This is a genomic window from Aeromicrobium yanjiei (assembly GCF_009649075.1).
In the GTDB taxonomy this organism is placed as follows: domain Bacteria; phylum Actinomycetota; class Actinomycetes; order Propionibacteriales; family Nocardioidaceae; genus Aeromicrobium; species Aeromicrobium yanjiei.
Genome location: NZ_CP045737.1, coordinates 435,270 through 451,903 on the forward strand (window position 1 = coordinate 435,270; position 16,634 = coordinate 451,903).

17 protein-coding genes are annotated in these 16,634 nt (G+C 70.3%); 11 read left to right on the forward strand and 6 right to left on the reverse strand.

The window, feature by feature from the left end; all coding sequences use genetic code 11:
* The first annotated feature begins 1 nt into the window (after position 1).
* The 3 genes from GEV26_RS02365 to GEV26_RS02375 all read left to right on the forward strand — a co-directional run bounded on the left by GEV26_RS02365 (position 2) and on the right by GEV26_RS02375 (position 3,483).
* Positions 2-1,141: a peptidoglycan-binding domain-containing protein gene (locus GEV26_RS02365; RefSeq protein WP_153651577.1), complete on the forward strand. Its 1,140-nt coding sequence runs from the start codon at positions 2-4 to the stop codon at positions 1,139-1,141.
* Between the two features lie 32 nt (positions 1,142-1,173).
* Complete coding sequence (locus GEV26_RS02370) at positions 1,174-1,797, forward strand: hypothetical protein (protein WP_153651578.1); 624 nt, start codon at positions 1,174-1,176, stop codon at positions 1,795-1,797.
* 126 nt (positions 1,798-1,923) lie between these two features.
* The gene (locus GEV26_RS02375) at positions 1,924-3,483 is read left to right on the forward strand and encodes an amino acid permease (RefSeq protein WP_153651579.1); all 1,560 of its coding nucleotides are present in this window, start codon (positions 1,924-1,926) and stop codon (positions 3,481-3,483) included.
* Between the two features lie 22 nt (positions 3,484-3,505).
* Here GEV26_RS02375 and GEV26_RS02380 read toward each other — a convergent pair whose 3' ends face one another.
* Complete coding sequence (locus GEV26_RS02380; RefSeq protein ID WP_153651580.1) at positions 3,506-5,341, reverse strand: FUSC family protein; 1,836 nt, start codon at positions 5,339-5,341, stop codon at positions 3,506-3,508.
* A 164-nt stretch (positions 5,342-5,505) separates the two neighbouring features.
* Between GEV26_RS02380 and GEV26_RS02385 the strand changes: the two genes are divergently transcribed.
* From GEV26_RS02385 to GEV26_RS02405, 5 genes are read left to right on the forward strand one after another with little or no spacing between them, the layout of a single operon-like run.
* The gene (locus tag GEV26_RS02385; protein WP_243838857.1) at positions 5,506-6,231 is read left to right on the forward strand and encodes a FadR/GntR family transcriptional regulator; all 726 of its coding nucleotides are present in this window, start codon (positions 5,506-5,508) and stop codon (positions 6,229-6,231) included.
* A gap of 44 nt (positions 6,232-6,275) precedes the next feature.
* Positions 6,276-7,655, forward strand: coding sequence for a glutamine synthetase family protein (locus GEV26_RS02390; protein WP_153651582.1), 1,380 nt, complete (start codon positions 6,276-6,278; stop codon positions 7,653-7,655).
* Positions 7,656-7,663: 8 nt separating this feature from the next.
* On the forward strand, positions 7,664-9,025 hold the full coding sequence (locus GEV26_RS02395) for an aldehyde dehydrogenase family protein (protein WP_153651583.1): 1,362 nt from the start codon (positions 7,664-7,666) through the stop codon (positions 9,023-9,025).
* Between the two features lie 36 nt (positions 9,026-9,061).
* Positions 9,062-9,829, forward strand: coding sequence for a 3-oxoacyl-ACP reductase (locus GEV26_RS02400; RefSeq protein ID WP_153651584.1), 768 nt, complete (start codon positions 9,062-9,064; stop codon positions 9,827-9,829).
* Positions 9,826-10,521, forward strand: a complete 696-nt coding sequence (locus tag GEV26_RS02405) for a gamma-glutamyl-gamma-aminobutyrate hydrolase family protein (RefSeq protein ID WP_153651585.1) — start codon at positions 9,826-9,828, stop codon at positions 10,519-10,521. Before GEV26_RS02400 ends, GEV26_RS02405 begins: the two co-directional genes overlap by 4 nt.
* Before the next feature lie 7 nt (positions 10,522-10,528).
* Here GEV26_RS02405 and GEV26_RS02410 read toward each other — a convergent pair whose 3' ends face one another.
* Complete coding sequence (locus GEV26_RS02410; protein WP_153651586.1) at positions 10,529-11,386, reverse strand: SDR family oxidoreductase; 858 nt, start codon at positions 11,384-11,386, stop codon at positions 10,529-10,531.
* 127 nt (positions 11,387-11,513) lie between these two features.
* Between GEV26_RS02410 and GEV26_RS02415 the strand changes: the two genes are divergently transcribed.
* Positions 11,514-12,353, forward strand: coding sequence for an exonuclease domain-containing protein (locus GEV26_RS02415; RefSeq protein ID WP_153651587.1), 840 nt, complete (start codon positions 11,514-11,516; stop codon positions 12,351-12,353).
* 13 nt (positions 12,354-12,366) lie between these two features.
* On the opposite strand, the gene GEV26_RS02420 is transcribed toward GEV26_RS02415, so the two are convergent.
* From GEV26_RS02420 to GEV26_RS02430, 3 genes are read right to left on the reverse strand one after another with little or no spacing between them, the layout of a single operon-like run.
* Entirely contained in the window at positions 12,367-13,209 is an 843-nt protein-coding gene (locus tag GEV26_RS02420) for an alpha/beta fold hydrolase (RefSeq protein ID WP_153651588.1), read from the reverse strand.
* Positions 13,210-13,246: 37 nt separating this feature from the next.
* Positions 13,247-14,044 (reverse strand): lysophospholipid acyltransferase family protein, encoded by a 798-nt coding sequence (locus GEV26_RS02425; RefSeq protein ID WP_153651589.1) that lies wholly within the window; start codon positions 14,042-14,044, stop codon positions 13,247-13,249.
* Positions 14,045-14,749, reverse strand: a complete 705-nt coding sequence (locus GEV26_RS02430; protein WP_153651590.1) for a lysoplasmalogenase family protein — start codon at positions 14,747-14,749, stop codon at positions 14,045-14,047. It abuts the gene before it with no gap.
* A 96-nt stretch (positions 14,750-14,845) separates the two neighbouring features.
* Between GEV26_RS02430 and GEV26_RS02435 the strand changes: the two genes are divergently transcribed.
* Together GEV26_RS02435 and GEV26_RS02440 are read left to right on the forward strand one after the other, a co-directional pair.
* A complete protein-coding gene (locus GEV26_RS02435) occupies positions 14,846-15,211 on the forward strand; it encodes an ArsR/SmtB family transcription factor (protein ID WP_153651591.1) in 366 nt (121 codons plus the stop codon).
* Positions 15,195-15,674 carry an SRPBCC domain-containing protein gene (locus tag GEV26_RS02440; RefSeq protein ID WP_153651592.1) on the forward strand — a complete coding sequence of 160 codons (480 nt, stop codon included), beginning with the start codon at positions 15,195-15,197 and terminating at the stop codon, positions 15,672-15,674. Before GEV26_RS02435 ends, GEV26_RS02440 begins: the two co-directional genes overlap by 17 nt.
* A 10-nt stretch (positions 15,675-15,684) precedes the next feature.
* Here GEV26_RS02440 and GEV26_RS02445 read toward each other — a convergent pair whose 3' ends face one another.
* Positions 15,685-16,623, reverse strand: a complete 939-nt coding sequence (locus GEV26_RS02445; RefSeq protein WP_194839942.1) for a sensor domain-containing diguanylate cyclase — start codon at positions 16,621-16,623, stop codon at positions 15,685-15,687.
* Positions 16,624-16,634 lie beyond the last annotated feature (11 nt).

Sequence of the window (16,634 nt, forward strand, 5' to 3'; positions counted from 1 at the left end):
CATGCGCAGGATCCTGGTCGTCCTGGTGGTGCTCCTGATCGGCTCAGGGCTCCTCGCCGCCCCTGCCATGGCGGGCGATCCGCCGATCACGCTGCCGAAGAACCCGACCGGGCTGCCCGCGCCGGTAGAGCTGCCCGACGAGCTCGACCCCGCCGCCCCCTACCTGCCGCAGACGTCGTGCAGCCCGCTCGACATGCCCGGCGTGCTCAAGCTGCGCGACCTGGTGATGTCGACGTACGGACAGGGCAGGGCGGGCTCGATCTCGCGCAGCTGCACCGAGGGAGTCTCCGAGCACAGCGACGGCCGCGCATGGGACTGGATGGTGGATCCGAAGGACAAGCAGCAGAAGGCGGCGGCGGCCGACTTCCTGGCGTGGGTGACCCGCGACAACGGCCGCAACGCCCGACGCCTCGGCATCATGTACGTGATCTACGACGAGAAGATCTGGGGCGTCTACGACACGCGGGCCGGCTGGCGGCCCAGCCGTGACCACCAGGACCACGTGCACGTGTCGCTCAGCTGGAACGGCGCCCGCGGCAACGTCTCGTTCTGGACCGGCAAGGTCAGCCCCACCGACTACGGTCCGTGCGTCAGGTTCAAGGGAACGTACGCCGCGCGGTCCGGCTCGCCGCGGACGGCCGCGTGCCCCGCGGTGTCGCCGCTGCTGGCCAGGACCACGCTGGGCGATCGTCAGTACGGCCGCACCGGCGGCACGGTCAAGAAGGCGCAGGCGCTGTTGAAGGTGCCCCGCACCGGGCGCTTCGACGATGCGACCTGGGCTGCTGTTCGGCGCTACCAGCGCGCCCACGACATCCCGTACACAGGCGGGCTGGACCAGCCGACCTGGGCCTCGCTCAGCCCCTCCAGCGTCAAGAGCCGGACGGCTACGCCCGGCACGCGCTCCGCCGCGATCGCCTACGGGATCGCGCACTACGGCGACAGCGTGATCCGCAGGGGTCGGGTCGCGAAGGCCGTCGTGGTCCTGCAGACCGCGCTCGGGCTGCCGCGGGCGGATCGCAACGGCTTCTACGACGCCGTGACGCTCGCGGCGGTCAAGAAGATGCAGGGCCGGGCGGGCATGGGGCGGGACGGCATCGTCCGGGCGGCCGAGTGGCGGGCGATGAAGAGCGCACGCAACTGAGCAGAACCCCCCAGTGCTGCCATGATGGCGAGATGAGCCATGAGGACTCCGCTGCGTACAACCCGCCGCACGAGGACGACCGCATCGACGGTCGGGTCGCCGACCAGTCGAAGGTCGGCCCACCCGTGTGGGTCAAGCGCATCGTCCTGGCGATCGTCCTGGTCGGCATCGCGTACGTCGTGTATCTCCTGTCGGCGGCGTTCTTCCCGCGGTGGTGGGCGCAGCGGGTCGCGGACCAGGTCGACGGCAGCGTCTCGCGCGGCACCCTGTGGGGACTGTTCTACGGCTTCGTGTTCTCGCTGGTCCCGCTGCTGATGCTGTTCCAGCTCCGGCACCGGTTCTACAGCTGGACGTGGCGTGGCATCCTCGCGGTCGTCGCGATCGTGCTCGCCGCCCCCAACTGGCTGACCCTCTCGGTCGTGGCCGGCAACAGCAGGGCCGCGCACGCGGGTGAGCGCATCATGGACGTCGACGCACCCGGCTTCCGCGCAGCGGCGCTGATCGGCGTGATCGCAGGCGTGGCGCTGGCCGTGATCATCACGGTGCTCAGCATGCGGCTGAAGGCCCGCCGCAGCGAGGTCAAGCGGCTGCGCACCGAGCGCGACGAGCTGCGCCGCACGCGGGGGACCGACGAAGGATCCCGCGAACAACCGTAGGCAACGTTGCGGTTTCGGGCCATTTCGGTGGTGTGAACGTGTGAAATCAGTGGCCGAAAGGGCTAGAGACAACGGGCACACGCGCGCTAGCATGCACCAACTTCTCTTGAGAGCCCGGGTGCATCCATGGCCGATCAACTCAGTGACGACGAGAAGCACCTCGCGAGCCTTGGCTACAAGCAGGAGCTGAACCGGTCCTGGTCCAGCTTCTCCAACTTCGCGATCTCGTTCTCGATCATCTCGATCCTGGCCGGCTGCTTCACGACGTTCGGCCAGGCCTGGAACAACGGCGGGCCGGTCGCGATCTCGTGGGGCTGGCCGATCATCTCGCTGTTCATCCTCATCATCGGCTTCACGATGTCCGAGCTGGTCTCGGCCTATCCGACATCGGGAGGCATCTACTGGTGGGCGTCCAAGATGGGTGGACCCGCGGCCGGGTTCTTCACCGGGTGGCTCAACCTCATCGGCCTGCTCGCGGTCACCGCCTCGGTCGCGTACGGCTGTGCGACCTTCATGGACCTGACGTTGCAGACAGTGAGCGAGGGCTGGCGCGACAGCTACAGCCTGCAGCGCGTGTTCCTGATCTTCATCGCGATCCTCGTGGTCGCCGCCCTGCTCAACATCTTCAGCGGGCACCTGCTCGCGGTCGTCAACAACATCTCGGTGTGGTGGCACGTGGTGGGCGTCGCGCTGATCATCGCGGTCCTGCTCATCATTCCCGACACCCACCAGTCGCTGAGCTTCATGTTCACCGAGAAGATCAACAACTCCGGCTACGCCGACGGATCCGTCAACGGCGGCACGTACTGGTTCCTCGTGCTGCCGCTCGGCTTCCTGCTGACCCAGTACACGATCACCGGCTTCGACGCCTCGGCCCACCTCTCGGAGGAGACGCAGGGCGCGGCCGAGGGTGCCGCGAAGGGCATCTGGCGCTCGATCGCGTACTCCGCACTCGGCGGCTGGCTGCTCCTGCTGGCCTTCCTGTTCGCGGTGCAGGACCCGGACGCGGTGACCGAGGGTGGCGGTGGTGTCGACCTGATCTTCGGGCAGGCGTTGCCGCAGGGCTGGCACGTCCTGGTGCTCGCGATCTCGACCGCAGGACAGTTCTTCTGCATGATCGCGTGCCTCACGAGCGCCTCGCGGATGACGTTCGCGTTCAGCCGTGACGGCGCCATCCCCGGCTCGAGGATCTGGTCCAAGGTGTCGGCCACGAAGGTCCCGGCCAATGCGGTGGTCTTCGTGGCGGTGATCGGCGCGATCATCACCCTGCCGGCCCTGATCGAGGTGGACATCAACGGGGCACCCGTCCCGGTCGCGTTCTACGCGGTCACCTCAGTCGCCGTGATCGGCCTCTACCTGGCGTTCCTGATCCCCATCTTCCTGCGCTGGCGGATGGGTGACGCGTTCCAGCCCGGCAGCTGGAACAACGGGTCGAAGTACAAGTGGATGAACCTGATCGCCGTCGCGGAGATCGCGATCATCTGCATCTACTTCATCCTGCCGTTCACCCCTGCCGCGAGGCCGTGGGACGACGACTTCTCCTGGAAGTTCGTCAACTACGCGCCGATCCTGACCGGCGGGACGCTCCTCGCGCTGACCATCTGGTGGTTCGCTTCGGCCCGCCGCTGGTTCACCGGTCCCAAGCACACGATCGACGAGTCCGTGACAGACGCGTTCCAGGACTAGGTTCGGGCGCGCGACCCGGCACTCAGACGCCGGCAGGGAGGGTCCGCAGCAGGTATCGCTCGGCCTCGCCGGTCTGCTGGGCCAGCTCCTGGGCGGTCGACGACGCCTGGCGGGGCTGCTCGGGACCGGTGCCCGAGCCGGGCCCGTCGGGCACCACCATCTCGGTGGGGCTCAGTGCGAGCAGGACCTCGTCCAGCTCTGCGGGGGTCGGACGGGTCGCGTCGACCAGGACGGTCAGGTCGTGCAGACCGGTCCGCAGTCGGTCGAGCTCGGTCAGCTGCTGGTCGTCCAGCTTTTCGTGGTCAGGCACCAGCTCCTCCTGCTGCTGAGCGGCCTCGCGGTGCAGTGCCACGGCGTCGGACAGCCCCGGTGTCTCGCCGCTCACGGCGGCGCGGAGCGCAGCTGTGGTGGCCTCGGTTGCCGACTCGATGCGTCGGCGCAACGGCGGTGGCCGGAATGCGGGCACGACCGCGAAGCCGACGACCAGTCCGACGACCACCGCGGCTGCCGTCAGCCCCACGTACTGCAGGAGCAGGTTCGTGGCGTTGAGATCGCGGGTCACCGAGTTGAATCCCACGCTCACGACGACCATGCACCCCTGGCCCAGCGCGGGTCGCGTGACGATGAACCACAGGCCCATGCACAGGGCCACGCCGGCGATCGGGGTCAGGAAGCGTGACGGCACGGTCAGCAGGATCACCGCGACGAGCAGCGAGCCGCCGACAAGTCCGATGATCTTGTTGGTCGCCTTGGTCAAGGTGTCGCGCCAGCTGGCCTGCAGGATGCTGAAGGTGGCCAGCATCGCCGTGGAGACGAGCGGGTCGCCGCGATTCAGTCCCGACGTGATGATGAGCATGATGAGCAGGCCGAGCGCGGTGCGGAACCCGTGCCGGAGCTGGACCGATCGCAGCCGGGCGGACGGGTGCAGCACAGCGTCCTTGAACTGGTGGCGGCTGTCGTGCTCGAGCGGGACCGCGCTCGTGTCGTGCTCGCGGATCGCCCGCTCGACGTCGTCGAGGGCGTCCGAGGCGTCGGCAAGGCGGGACGAGGTGGCGACGGGGGCGTGCTGGACTGACGGGTCCTGGGCCGACTCGTCCGGATCGGACGGGTGCGACGTCGAGGGCTTCGCCTGCAACCGCCCGGCCAGGTCCTTGGCCCGGTCGCGCATGGCGGCGATCGCGTCGGGATCGGTCCCTGACAGCTCTGCCGCGCGGAGGGCGAGGCGGTAGCGCGACGCCGCGTCGAGGACGTCTGCCAGCCAGCGCTGCCTCCCGTCGCTGATCCACGTGCCGAAGGCAGTCGAGGTGGCCGCCGCGGAGTCGTCGGCGACGAGGACCTGCGCGATCTGCTCGCGGGTCGGTTTGGACGGATCGGAGATGCCCATCAGCACGCGAAGTGCGAGGGCGACTGCGACGCCGGCCACCGCGGCGGCGATGACCTGCTGGTGATCGGCTCCCCCGTTCGGCGCGTAGCCGTAGCCGAACACGGTCGTCATCCCCAGGCCCATCCCTGCATTGGCGAAGCGGGGTCCGAGCAGGGGGAGCAGCGCGGCGACGAAGCCGAGGAGGACGACGAGGACGATGGCGGCGGGCCTGGACGCCTCAGCCACCAGGCGAGGCACTGCCGCCGCGAAGATGAGCAGAGGTCCCATGACAGCGGCGATCCGCAGGTCGGCACGCAGCGGGCCACCGATGAACACGACGAGGGAGAACAGCCCGGTCAGGCCGCCGATGATCCCCGCGGCGCCCGCTCCCCATGCGTCTGCGAGCACGACGGACGGCAGGACGGTCAGCATCATCAGGATGAGCAGCAAGGGGCTGCCCTTGGGGTGGTGCAGCAGGTGCTTGCCAGATGCCACGGTCGTGCCTCCCTCGTGGAGCGGTCCGGCGCGCCCCGGGCCCGACAGTAGGGGCGATCGGCGAGGCCGATCAGGGGCCGATGGCCCCGAGTCATGACCATGGACAACCCGCAGGACGGCCTATATGGTGCGGAACCAGACCAATTGTTGGCCGGAGGTCAGCGGTGAGCGCACTCCTTGGCGGTGAGCACCTCGCCGACGCGGTCCTGCGCCCGGTGCGTGCGCACCACGCGTTCGAGTCGTGCGTCGAGAGGCTCGCGACGTCGATCCGCCTCGGTCTCTACCAGGACGGCAGCACGCTGCCGCCCGAGCGCGAGCTCGCCGAGCGGATCGGGGTGTCGCGGGCCACGCTCCGCGAGGCGATCGCGGCCCTGCGGGAGGCGGGTCTGGTGACGACCCGGCGCGGGCGGGGCGGCGGCACGGTCGTGACGTTCCGGCCGTCGGAGCCCGGCTCGGCCCCGACGTCCGCCCGGCCGCGATCCGAGCTGCTCGACGCGCTCGACTTCCGGCGCATCGTCGAGCCGGGCGCGGCGCACGCGGCCGCGGAGAAGCAGCTGAGCACTGCCCAGCAGCAGATGCTCCTGACGTCCCTGGACGAGGTCACCCGCGCCACGAGCAAGGCCGTGCACCGGCAGGCCGACTCGTTGTTCCACCTGGCCATCGCCTCGCTCTCGGACTCGCCCCTGCTGATCGACGCGGTGACCAACGTGCAGATGTGCCTGCACGACATGCTCGAGGCGATCCCGGTCCTCGACCGCAACATCGATCACTCACGTCGCCAGCACGTCGCGGTGACCGAGGCGATCGTGTCGGGTGACGCCGCGGCCGCGCGACGCGCGATGGAGCGGCACTGCGACGACACGGCCGCACTGCTCCGGGCCCTGATGTGAACCGGTCCCTGATGTGAACCGGGCCCCGATGTGAAGGAGAGCGCATGAGCACTCGCAACGACCGGCACCTGACCCTCGAGCAACTCAGGGTCCGCATCGAGGAAGGCCATGTCGACACGGTCGTGGTGGCGTTCACCGACATGCAGGGACGTCTGCAGGGCAAGCGGCTCCACGCGGCGTACTTCCTGGACGTCGCGCTCAAGCAGGGCACCGAGGGGTGCAACTACCTGCTCAGCGTCGACGTCGACATGAACACCGTCGCGGGCTATGACATGAGCTCGTGGGAGCGGGGCTACGGCGACATGGAGTTCGCCCTCGACCTCGACACGATCCGGGTGCTCGAGCACCTGCCGGCCACCGTCATGATCCAGTGCGACCTGGTGTGGCTCGATCACACCCCGGTCGTGCAGTCTCCCCGCACGATCCTGCAGATGCAGGTCGACCGGGCCGCTGCTGCGGGGTTCGCCGCGCTCGCCGGCACCGAGCTGGAGTTCATCGTGTTCGACACGACGTACGAGCAGGCGTGGAGCTCGGGCTATCGCGACCTGACCCCCGCCAACCAGTACAACATCGACTACTCGATCCTCGGCACGAGCCGGGTCGAGCCGCTGCTGCGCGACATCCGCAACACGATGTACGCCGCCGGCATGAACGTCGAGGGCGCCAAGGGCGAGTGCAACTACGGCCAGCACGAGATCGGCTTCCTCTTCGACGACGCCATCGTCACGGCGGACAACCACGCGGTCTACAAGACCGCAGCCAAGGAGATCGCGGCGCAGCACGGGCAGGCGCTGACGTTCATGGCCAAGTACGACGAGCGCGAGGGCAGCTCGTGCCACATCCACCTGTCCCTGCGGGGCACCGACGGCGCCACGGTGTTCTGGGACGACGAGGCCGACGGGGGGCGCGGGGGCCGCACCCCGGTGTACGACCAGTTCATCGCCGGCATCCTGGCCACGATGCGTGACTTCACGCTGTTCTACGCGCCAAACATCAACTCCTACAAGCGCTTCGCGGACGGCTCTTTTGCGCCGACTGCGGTCGCGTGGGGGCTCGACAACCGCACGTGCGCGGTACGTCTGGTGGGGCACGGGCCGAGCGCGCGTCTGGAGAACCGCGTGCCGGGCGGCGACGCCAATCCCTATCTCGCGCTGGCCGCGATGCTCGGGGGTGGCCTGTACGGCATCGAGAACGAGCTCGAGCTCGAGGCCGAGGAGACCGGCAACGCGTACACGTCGGGCAATGCGAAGGTGCCGAGCACGATGCGGGAGGCACGCGAGGCGTTCCACGGCTCGGCGATCGCCCGCGCGGTGTTCGGCGACGAGGTCGTCGACCACTACACCAACATGGCGGACGTCGAGCTCAAGGCGTTCGACGCGGCCGTGACCGACTGGGAGCTGCGCCGCGGCTTCGAACGACTCTGAGGACCCGCATGACGAGCACCCACACCGTGATCAACCCCGCGACCGAGGAGGCCGTGGCCGAGGTCGAGATGGCGGACCTCGCCGCCGCGGACGCGGCGATCGAGCGGGCCGCGGAGGCGTTCCCGGGCTGGCGGGACACCGCGCCCGGCGAGCGTGCGCGGCTGCTGCGCCGGTTCGCCGCGATCGTCGACGAGCACGTGCCCGAGCTCGCCGAGCTCGAGGTCCGCGGCTCGGGACACACGTGGGGCAATGCGACATGGGAGGCGGGCAACGTCCGCGACGTCCTCAACTACTACTCCGCGGCGCCCGAGCGGCTGACCGGCCTGCAGATCCCCGTGCCGGGCGGCGTCAACATGACGTTCCACGAGCCGCTGGGCGTGGTCGGCATCATCGTGCCCTGGAACTTCCCGATGCCGATCGCCGGCTGGGGCTTCGCGCCGGCGATCGCGGCCGGCAACACGGTGGTGCTGAAGCCCGCCGAGCTCACCCCGTTGACCGCGATCCGGCTCGCCCAGCTCGCGCTCGACGCCGGGATCCCCGAGGGCGTCCTGACCGTCGTCCCGGGCAAGGGATCGATCGTGGGGGAGAGGTTCGTGACCCACCGGTCCGTCCGCAAGGTCTGCTTCACCGGATCGACCGAGGTCGGCAAGAAGATCATGGCCGGCTGTGCGGACCAGGTGAAGCGGGTGACGCTCGAGCTCGGGGGCAAGAGCGCCAACATCGTCTTCGCCGACGCGGACCTCGCCCGGGCCGCGGCGGCTGCCCCGGGGGCGGTGTTCGACAACGCGGGCCAGGACTGCTGCGCGCGCTCGCGCATCCTGGTGGAGCGCTCGGCGTACGACGAGTTCGTCTCGCACCTGCAGCCCGCGGTCGCCGCGGTCAAGGTGCTCGATCCGGCCGACCGGTCCAGCGAGATGGGTCCGCTGATCTCTGCGGCGCAGAGGGCGACCGTGCAGGGCTTCGTCGACGAGGCCGAGGTGGCCTTCACCGGCTCGGCGCCCGAGGGCCCCGGCTACTGGTTCGCGCCGACCGTCGTCCTCGCCGACGACCCGCAGGAGCGCATCTGGCGCGAGGAGGTCTTCGGCCCGGTCGTCGCGGTGATGCCGTTCGACGACGAGGCGCACGCACTCGAGCTGGCCAACGACACCGAGTTCGGGCTGTCCGGCTCGATCTACACCCGTGACATCGGGCGAGCACTGCGTGTCTCGCGCGGCGTCGAGGCCGGCAACCTGAGCGTCAACTCGCACGCCTCGGTGCGCTACTGGACACCGTTCGGCGGATTCAAGCAGTCGGGCCTCGGCCGTGAGCTCGGCCCCGACGCGCCGCACGGGTTCACCGACGTCAAGAACGTCTTCATCTCCCACGACTGACCGGCCAGCGGGGACGACACAGAGAGCGGGTAGGACATGGCAGGACGCATCGAGGGCAGGGTCGCCGTCGTCACCGGGGGCTGCTCGGGCATCGGGCTGGCGACGGTCCGCCGCTTCGCCGCAGAGGGCGCCCACGTCGTCATCGGGGACGTGGACGACACGTCGGGGCCGGGCGTCGCCGAGGAGGTCGGCGGCACGTACGTCCACGTCGACGTCACCGACAAGGAGCAGGTCGACGCGCTGTTCCGCACCGCCCACGAGACGTACGGATCGGTGGACATCGCCTTCAACAACGCGGGCATCTCACCGCCCGAGGACGACTCGATCCTCGACACCGATCTCGATGCGTGGCGCCGCGTGCAGGACGTCAACCTGACCAGCGTCTATCTGTGCTGCAAGGCCGTGCTGCCCTACATGCTCGACCAGGGCCGCGGGTCGATCATCAACACCGCCTCCTTCGTGGCCGTGATGGGGGCCGCGACGTCGCAGATCTCGTACTCCGCGTCCAAGGGCGGTGTCCTGTCGATGTCGCGCGAGCTCGGTGTGCAGTTCGCCCGCCAGGGCGTGCGGGTCAATGCGCTGTGCCCCGGCCCGGTCAACACGCCGTTGCTGCAGGAGCTCTTCGCCGACGATCCCGAGCGGGCCGCCCGGCGGCTCGTGCACGTGCCGGTCGGCCGTTTCGCCGAGCCCGAGGAGATCGCGAACGCCGTGCTGTTCCTGGCCAGCGACGAGTCCAGCTTCATGACCGCCTCGACGTTCCTCGTCGACGGCGGCATCTCAGGCGCCTACGTGACCCCGTTGTGACCCGTCCCGTCATCGGCCTGAGCTCCTACCGGGAGCCCGCGCGGTGGGGCGTCTGGGACGAGTCCGCCGACCTGCTTCCCTCGACGTACGCCGGCGCGGTCGCAGCGGCGGGCGGGGTCGCGGTGATCCTGCCGCCCGGCCACCCCGAGAACGCCGACGCGGCGGTCGGCCGGCTCGACGGGCTCGTGCTGGCCGGGGGCGCCGACGTCGACCCGCGTCGCTACGGCGCCCAGGTGCACGAGCGGACCGCCGGCTGGCGGGTCGACCGCGATCAGTGGGAGCTCGCCCTGCTCGACGCGGCAGACGCCCACGACCTGCCCGTCCTCGGCATCTGCCGCGGCATGCAGGTCATGGCCGTGCACGCGGGCGGGACGCTGCACCAGCACGTGCCCGACCTCGTGGGCCACGAGGAGCACTCGCCCGGGGGAGCGCAGTTCGGTGACGTCAGCGTGGACGTCGTGCCCGGCACGCGTCTGGCCGCGGCCGTGGGCGACAAGGGCGAGGTCCGGTGCCATCATCACCAGTCCGTGGCCACCCACCCCGGCTTCCAGGCCGCGGCGCACTCGGCCGACGGGGTGCTGGAGGGGATGGAACGACCCGACCGACCGTTCTGGGTCGGCGTCCAGTGGCATCCGGAGACCCTCGAGGACGTGGGCCTGTTCAGGTCACTGATCGCCGCTGCGGGCGGGTGAGCGACGCTCAGACGTAGTGCGGTGCCGTCTCGGCCTGGGCGAGCGCGTGGCTGATCCTGCGGTTGAGCCGGCGCATGGCCGCCTCGTACGCCTTCGGGACGTAGCGCTGCAGGTAGTGTCCGGCGCGCACGTCGTGGGAGGTGAAGACGAGATACTTGCCCCGCTCCACGCCCCGGACCATGGCCGCGGCCGCCTCCTCCGGCGAGACGGCGTGCCGCTGGAGGTCCGCGAGCAGCTGCTGGAACGCGGGGTGCTCGACGTCCACCCCGGCGAGCGGCGGGGTGCTGGTGAGCGAGGTGCTCACGGCCCCGGGGCACAGGAGGGTGACACCGATCGCGTGCTGCTCGAGATCGAAGCGCAGCACCTCGCTGACGCCGTGCAGGCCGAACTTCGCGGCGCTGTAGGGAGCGCGGACGGGCAGCCCGAACAGGCCGGCCGACGACGACACGTTCACGATGTGTCCGCCGTTGCCGGTCTCGATCATCGGTGGGACGAAGGCCGACAGGACGTGGATGGGCCCCATCAGGTCGACCTCGACGCAGTCCCGCCACTCCTTGGACGTGAGGTCCTGGATGCGGCCGCCCGACGAGATGCCGGCGATGTTCATGACGATGTCGACCGGTCCGTGGACCAGCGTGCGGTGGGCGAACGCCGCGACCGAGTCCTCGTGGGAGATGTCGAACGCCTCGTGGTGGACCACGTGATCCTCGACGAGGGCCACGGTCTCGGCCAGGCGCTCGGTGTCGACGTCGGTCAGGGCGAGGCGCGCGCCCTTGTGTGCGGCCTGGATCGCGGCTGCGCGGCCGATGCCGCCCCCCGCACCAGTGATCACGGCCGTGCGGCCGTCAAAGCTCGTACCCTTCATCATTTCCCCCTGGAGTTGTGAAGTGGGACGATCGTATCGCTTGCCCGGGGGTCACAGGTCGTACGTGTGACCTGTCTCATCCGGCGGATAGCGTGAGGCGCAGCAACCACGAGCCGGAAGTCAGCACATGAGATCCAACAAGTACGCCGCGACGTGCGCCGAGTGCAGCTCGGCCGTCGCGATCGCGGCCGGCCGACTGATCGGTCGTCCGGGGCGGTGGCTGACCCTCTGCCTGCCCTGCTCGCCGACCCCGCCTCCCCGCGGAGACCACCCCGGCTGGCACGTGGCACCTCTTGCCTCGCTCGACTTCGAGACCACCGGGGTCGATCCGCTGACCGACCGGGTCCTCAGCTTCGCGCTCCTGGACGACCGGGGTCGCGACGTCGTGGGCCTGGTCGATCCGGGGGTCCCGATCCCCGAGGCGTCCGCCGCGGTGCACGGCCTGACGGCCGAGGCGCTGGCCGGTGCCCCCGCCCCGCACGAGGCGATCGCCCGGATCGTCGCCTGGGTGCAGGACCTCGTCGACCGCCGCATCGGACTGGTCGTGTTCAACGCGGCCTATGACCTGACGATGCTGCGAGCCGAGGCGCAGCGCTGGGGCACGGCCCAGCCCGACTGGGACCGTCTGCTCGTGGTGGATCCGTTCGTCATCGACTGGGGCATCGAGCGCGGCGGTCTCGGACCCCGTCGCCTCACCGACGTCTCGGCCTATTACGGCATCACGCTCGACAACGCGCATGACGCCGCAGCCGATGCGTACGCCGCGCGCGAGGTGGCCCACGAGATCGGCCGCCGCCACCCCGAGGTGGCCGCCGGCACGCTCGACGACCTCATGGAGCGGCAGCGCCGGTGGTTCGCCGACCGGGCGGAGGACTGGAACCGCTATGCCAGCACGGTGGGCCGCAGCCTCGACGATCCCGAGGGATGGCCCCTGCAGGTCGTGGCGCCCGAGGCCCGCACCGCCTGACGTCCTCGCCGGCTCAGGCCCTCGCGCGCGCGATGATGGCCTCGGCCAGCGGGTCGGGGGCCTGCTCGGGCACCCAGTGCCCGATGCCGTCGAGCTCGACGAACCGGTAGTCGGCGTCGACGAAGTCACCGCACGCCTCGGCGGCCACGCGCCCGATCGCCATGTCCTGATCTCCCCACACGAACGTCGTGGGCACGTGCACGGGCGGCGTCGAGGCGAGCTCCGCCGTCATCGCCCGGTACCAGTTGAGCGCTGCGGTCAGGGCGCCCGGCTCGGCCAGCTGGGCCACGTAGCGGACGACGAGGCCGACCGGCACGGCATCGCCGTACATTGCGATGAGGCGTCTGCCCTCGTCGGCCAGCAGCAGGCCCTCGGCCTTGCCGCCGGGCTCGCGGAACAGCTGGATGTAGGCGGCTCTCTGCTGCTGGTCGGGATCGTTGCGCAGTGCTGCGTTGTACGCCGCGAGGTGGGGCACGGACACGGCCGTGAGGGTCCTGACGCGCTCAGGGTGCTGCACGGCCACGAGCCACGCGACCACTGACCCCCAGTCGTGACCGGCGAGGTGGAACGTCCCGAGCCCCAGGGCGTCGGCGATGCCGAGCACGTCGGTGACCAGGAGGTCGGTCGTGTACGCCTCGACGCCCTCGGGCCGGGCGTGCGGGGAGTAGCCGCGCTGGTCGGGGGCGATGACGAGATGGCCGGCGTCGGACAGACGGGCCGCGACCGATGCCCAGGACAGCGAGGTCTCGGGGAAGCCGTGCAGCAAGATGATCGGTTCGCCGTCCTCGGGACCGGTGATCCGGACGTCGAACGTCAGGTCGCCGACGGCGACGGGGGTGATGGATCCGTACGTCATGGTGGACCTCCTGCGGTCACTCGACGGTGGGTCGTACCTAGTCGATCGTGTCACCAGTGCGCGCGACGGCCTCACGATCGAGCGTGGCAGCGGTCTCGGGATCGGGGGCGCTCCCACCGCGATCGTATGGCAGCCACCACGTGTCGTCCTCGTCGCGCGGAGCGGCGGGGTAGCTGTCGATCGCCTCGGCGAGCAAGTCGTCCATGCAGGTGCGGAGCCGGGTCGTCAGTGCCTCGACGTCCTCGTCGTGGCGTGCGGTCAGCGGCTCACCGACGAGGATCGTGATCGGCGTCCCACGTCGCAGGGACCGGTGCCCGTCCACCGTCAGCACGCGGTGGCCGCCCCAGACGACCACGGGGACCAGCGGGACGCCGCGGTTGAGCGCCATCGCGGCGGCGCCGCGCTTGAACGGCTTGAGCAGCCACGAGCGGCTGATCGTGGCCTCCGGGAACACCCCCACGAGCTGATCTGCGTCCAGCAGCCGCAGTGACCGGCGGTACGCGCGAGCCCCGTGCCGGCGATCGACCGGGATGTGTCCCATCGCGCGCATGAGCCGGCCGGCGACCGGCAGGCCGAACACCGAGGTCTTGGCCATGAACCGCACGAGGCGTCCGCGCTCGCGGGCGGCGTAGCCGATGAAGGTGAAGTCGAGGAACCCGACGTGATTGGCCGCGAGCACGGCCGGTCCCGCGGACGGGATGTGCTCGGCCCCTCGGACGTCGAAGCGGTAGCCCATGAGGCGGAAGAGCGCCGCGAAGACGCGGTTCGCCCAGCGATAGGTCCGATCGGATCCCAGCAGGGGCGGCTCGCCGGCGGACTGGGCGGCCCCGGCCATCTACCGGGCGGCCGGCAGTCGCGGCCAGCAGTCCGTGCGGACGGTGGGGTCGAAGCCGGCTCCCGCGGCGACAGTCCGCTTCTCGCGCCACACGATGCCCGTGGTCAGGAAGAAGATCGCCAGGATGTACAGCGCCATGATGGCCAGTCCCGTGACGGTCGCGTCCTGGTCGATCCGCCCCGCCTCGGCCAGGGCGATGATCCCGTCGGACACGAGGAAGAGGGCCCCGCCGATCCCGGCACGCAGGTCCGTCGAGAGCGCGGTCGCGGCGGTCGCCAGGAGCAGCGCGGCGTACACCGGGACGAGCGGCTTGAGGCCGGGCTCCAGCCCGCCCCAGCACCAGGCGACCAGGGCCACGGCCGCGACGACGTACGCCACGAGGATCAGCGGCTTGCGGCGCAGCTGCTCGATCGCGCCGCGGCGCACGAAGAACGTGATGAGGCAGACGTGGGCGACGGCGAAGGCGGCCATGCCCGCGGTGAACATGTCCTCGATCTCCAGGAACAGGTCACCGAGGCAGCAGAAGACCAGCGCGACGGCCAGCAGGCGAGGGCCGCGCTGCTCCAGGACCCACCCGACGAGGAGGGGTGCGAGCAGGCACTTGGTGATGCTGTCCCACGGGGTCGCCTCCACGCCGTTGAGGACGAGGTGCACGACGGCGACCACGCCGAAGGCGATCAGCCAGGGGCTCTTGACGGCGTTCATGCGCTCAACCTATCGAAGGCCGGACGCCACGATCGGCTCCGGCACGTCGCCGGCGAGGGGGTTGACACCACGAGCGAAACGACAATACTTAAGTGTGTGGTTAAGTATGAGGAGCAGCTGGACCGGGTCTTCCGCGCCATGGCGGACCGGACGCGGCGGGCCATGGTCGAGCACCTGGTGGCCGGCCCCGCTTCGGTGAGTCAGCTCGCGGATCCGCACGAGATGTCGATGCCGGCGGTCGTCCAGCACCTGAAGGTGCTGGAGGAGGCCGGGATCGTGAGCTCGGAGAAGGTCGGGCGGGTCCGGACCTTCCAGCTGGCCCCCGACGCCCTGGCGGTCGCCGGCGCGTGGCTGGGCCGGCAGCGGCTGGCCGCCGAGCAGCGGCTCGACCGGCTCGGGGCCCTCCTCGACCACGACGTGGTGACCGACAGCGAGGAGAACAGACATGAGCACGACGACTGAGCGCACCCAGACCCACGCAACCTTCGTCCTGGAGCGCGACTACACGGCGCCCGTCGACAAGGTGTGGGCCGCCTTCGCCGACCCGGACGTCAAGAAGCAGTGGTTCGGGGGCGGTGACTTCGAGGACGTCGAGGTCTCCGAGGACTTCCGTGTCGGTGGCATCTCGATCAACAACGGGACGATGAACGGGCACCGCAGCGAGTTCCGCGCGACCTACACCGACATCGTCGAGCGTGAGCGCATCGTCTACGTCTACGACATGTGGGACGACGGCGTGCACGCCTCGACGTCCATCACGACGGTCGTCCTCGAGCCGACCGACGGCGGCACCCACCTGACGTTCACCGAGCAGGGGGTGCACCTCGACGGCGTCCACGGCCCGGGCCCGGAGGCGGCGGCAGGCCGGGAGCACGGCACCGGCTGGCTCCTGGACCGCATGGCCGGTGTGGTGGAGCGCTCCTGACGGAGGCGACCTACGCGGTGCGGCGGGCCGGCTTCGAGGCGTACATGTTCGCGTCGGCGAGGGCGAAGGCGTCCATGACCGTGACGAGGCCGGGGGTGGTGGACGCATGGCCGATCGAGGCGGCGATCCCGGCCTCGGCCAGGCACGACCGGAAGCGCTCGAAGTGGGCGTCCAGGTCGGCGACGGCGACGCTGTTGGAGAGCACGACGAACTCGTCGCCGCCGTAGCGGGCCAGCCGGTCGGCCTCACCCGCCGTGCGGGAGAGGGCTGCGGCGGCCGCGCAGATCAGCTCGTCGCCCGCGTCGTGGCCGGCCGAGTCGTTGACCGTCTTGAGCCCGTCGAGATCGATGACCGCGACCGCCGCGAGGTCGCCGTAGGCGTCGATCCGCTGCTGGGCGTCCTGCACGAGCAGGTCCCACCCGCGGCGGTTCGTCAGTCCGGTCAGGGCGTCGGTGTGCGCGAGCGCCTCCGCGATCTCAGCGGCTCGCCGCTGCCGATCGAGGGTGCGGGCCATGGCCAGCTGCGACGAGAGCAGGTCGGCCATCAGCTCGATGAGCTCGACGTCGATCTCCGAGACGTCGGTCAGCGGATCGGGCCCCACGCCGCACAGGGTGCCGAAGGTCTGCCCGAGGTCGTCGGTCAGCGGCATCCCTGCGTACGCGCGCACCTGCTGGGCGAGCGGGTGGTCCGCGTAGTCGGGGTTGACACTCGAGTCCGGCACGAACCGGGAGGCGCCGTCGAGCATGCGGACGCAGAACGTCTCGGGCCACGGCTCGCGCTGGCCCACGCTGAGGAACGTCTCGGGGTGCACGTGGACGTGGACCTGCTCGCCACCCGCGACCCGTGACACCGACCAGTCGGGGATCGGCGTGTGCGCGTTGAGGTAGTCGACGATGCGTTGAGCTGACGCGCTGAACAGGAGGGCCCCGGTCGGGTCACGATCATCCACGCCGCAATTGT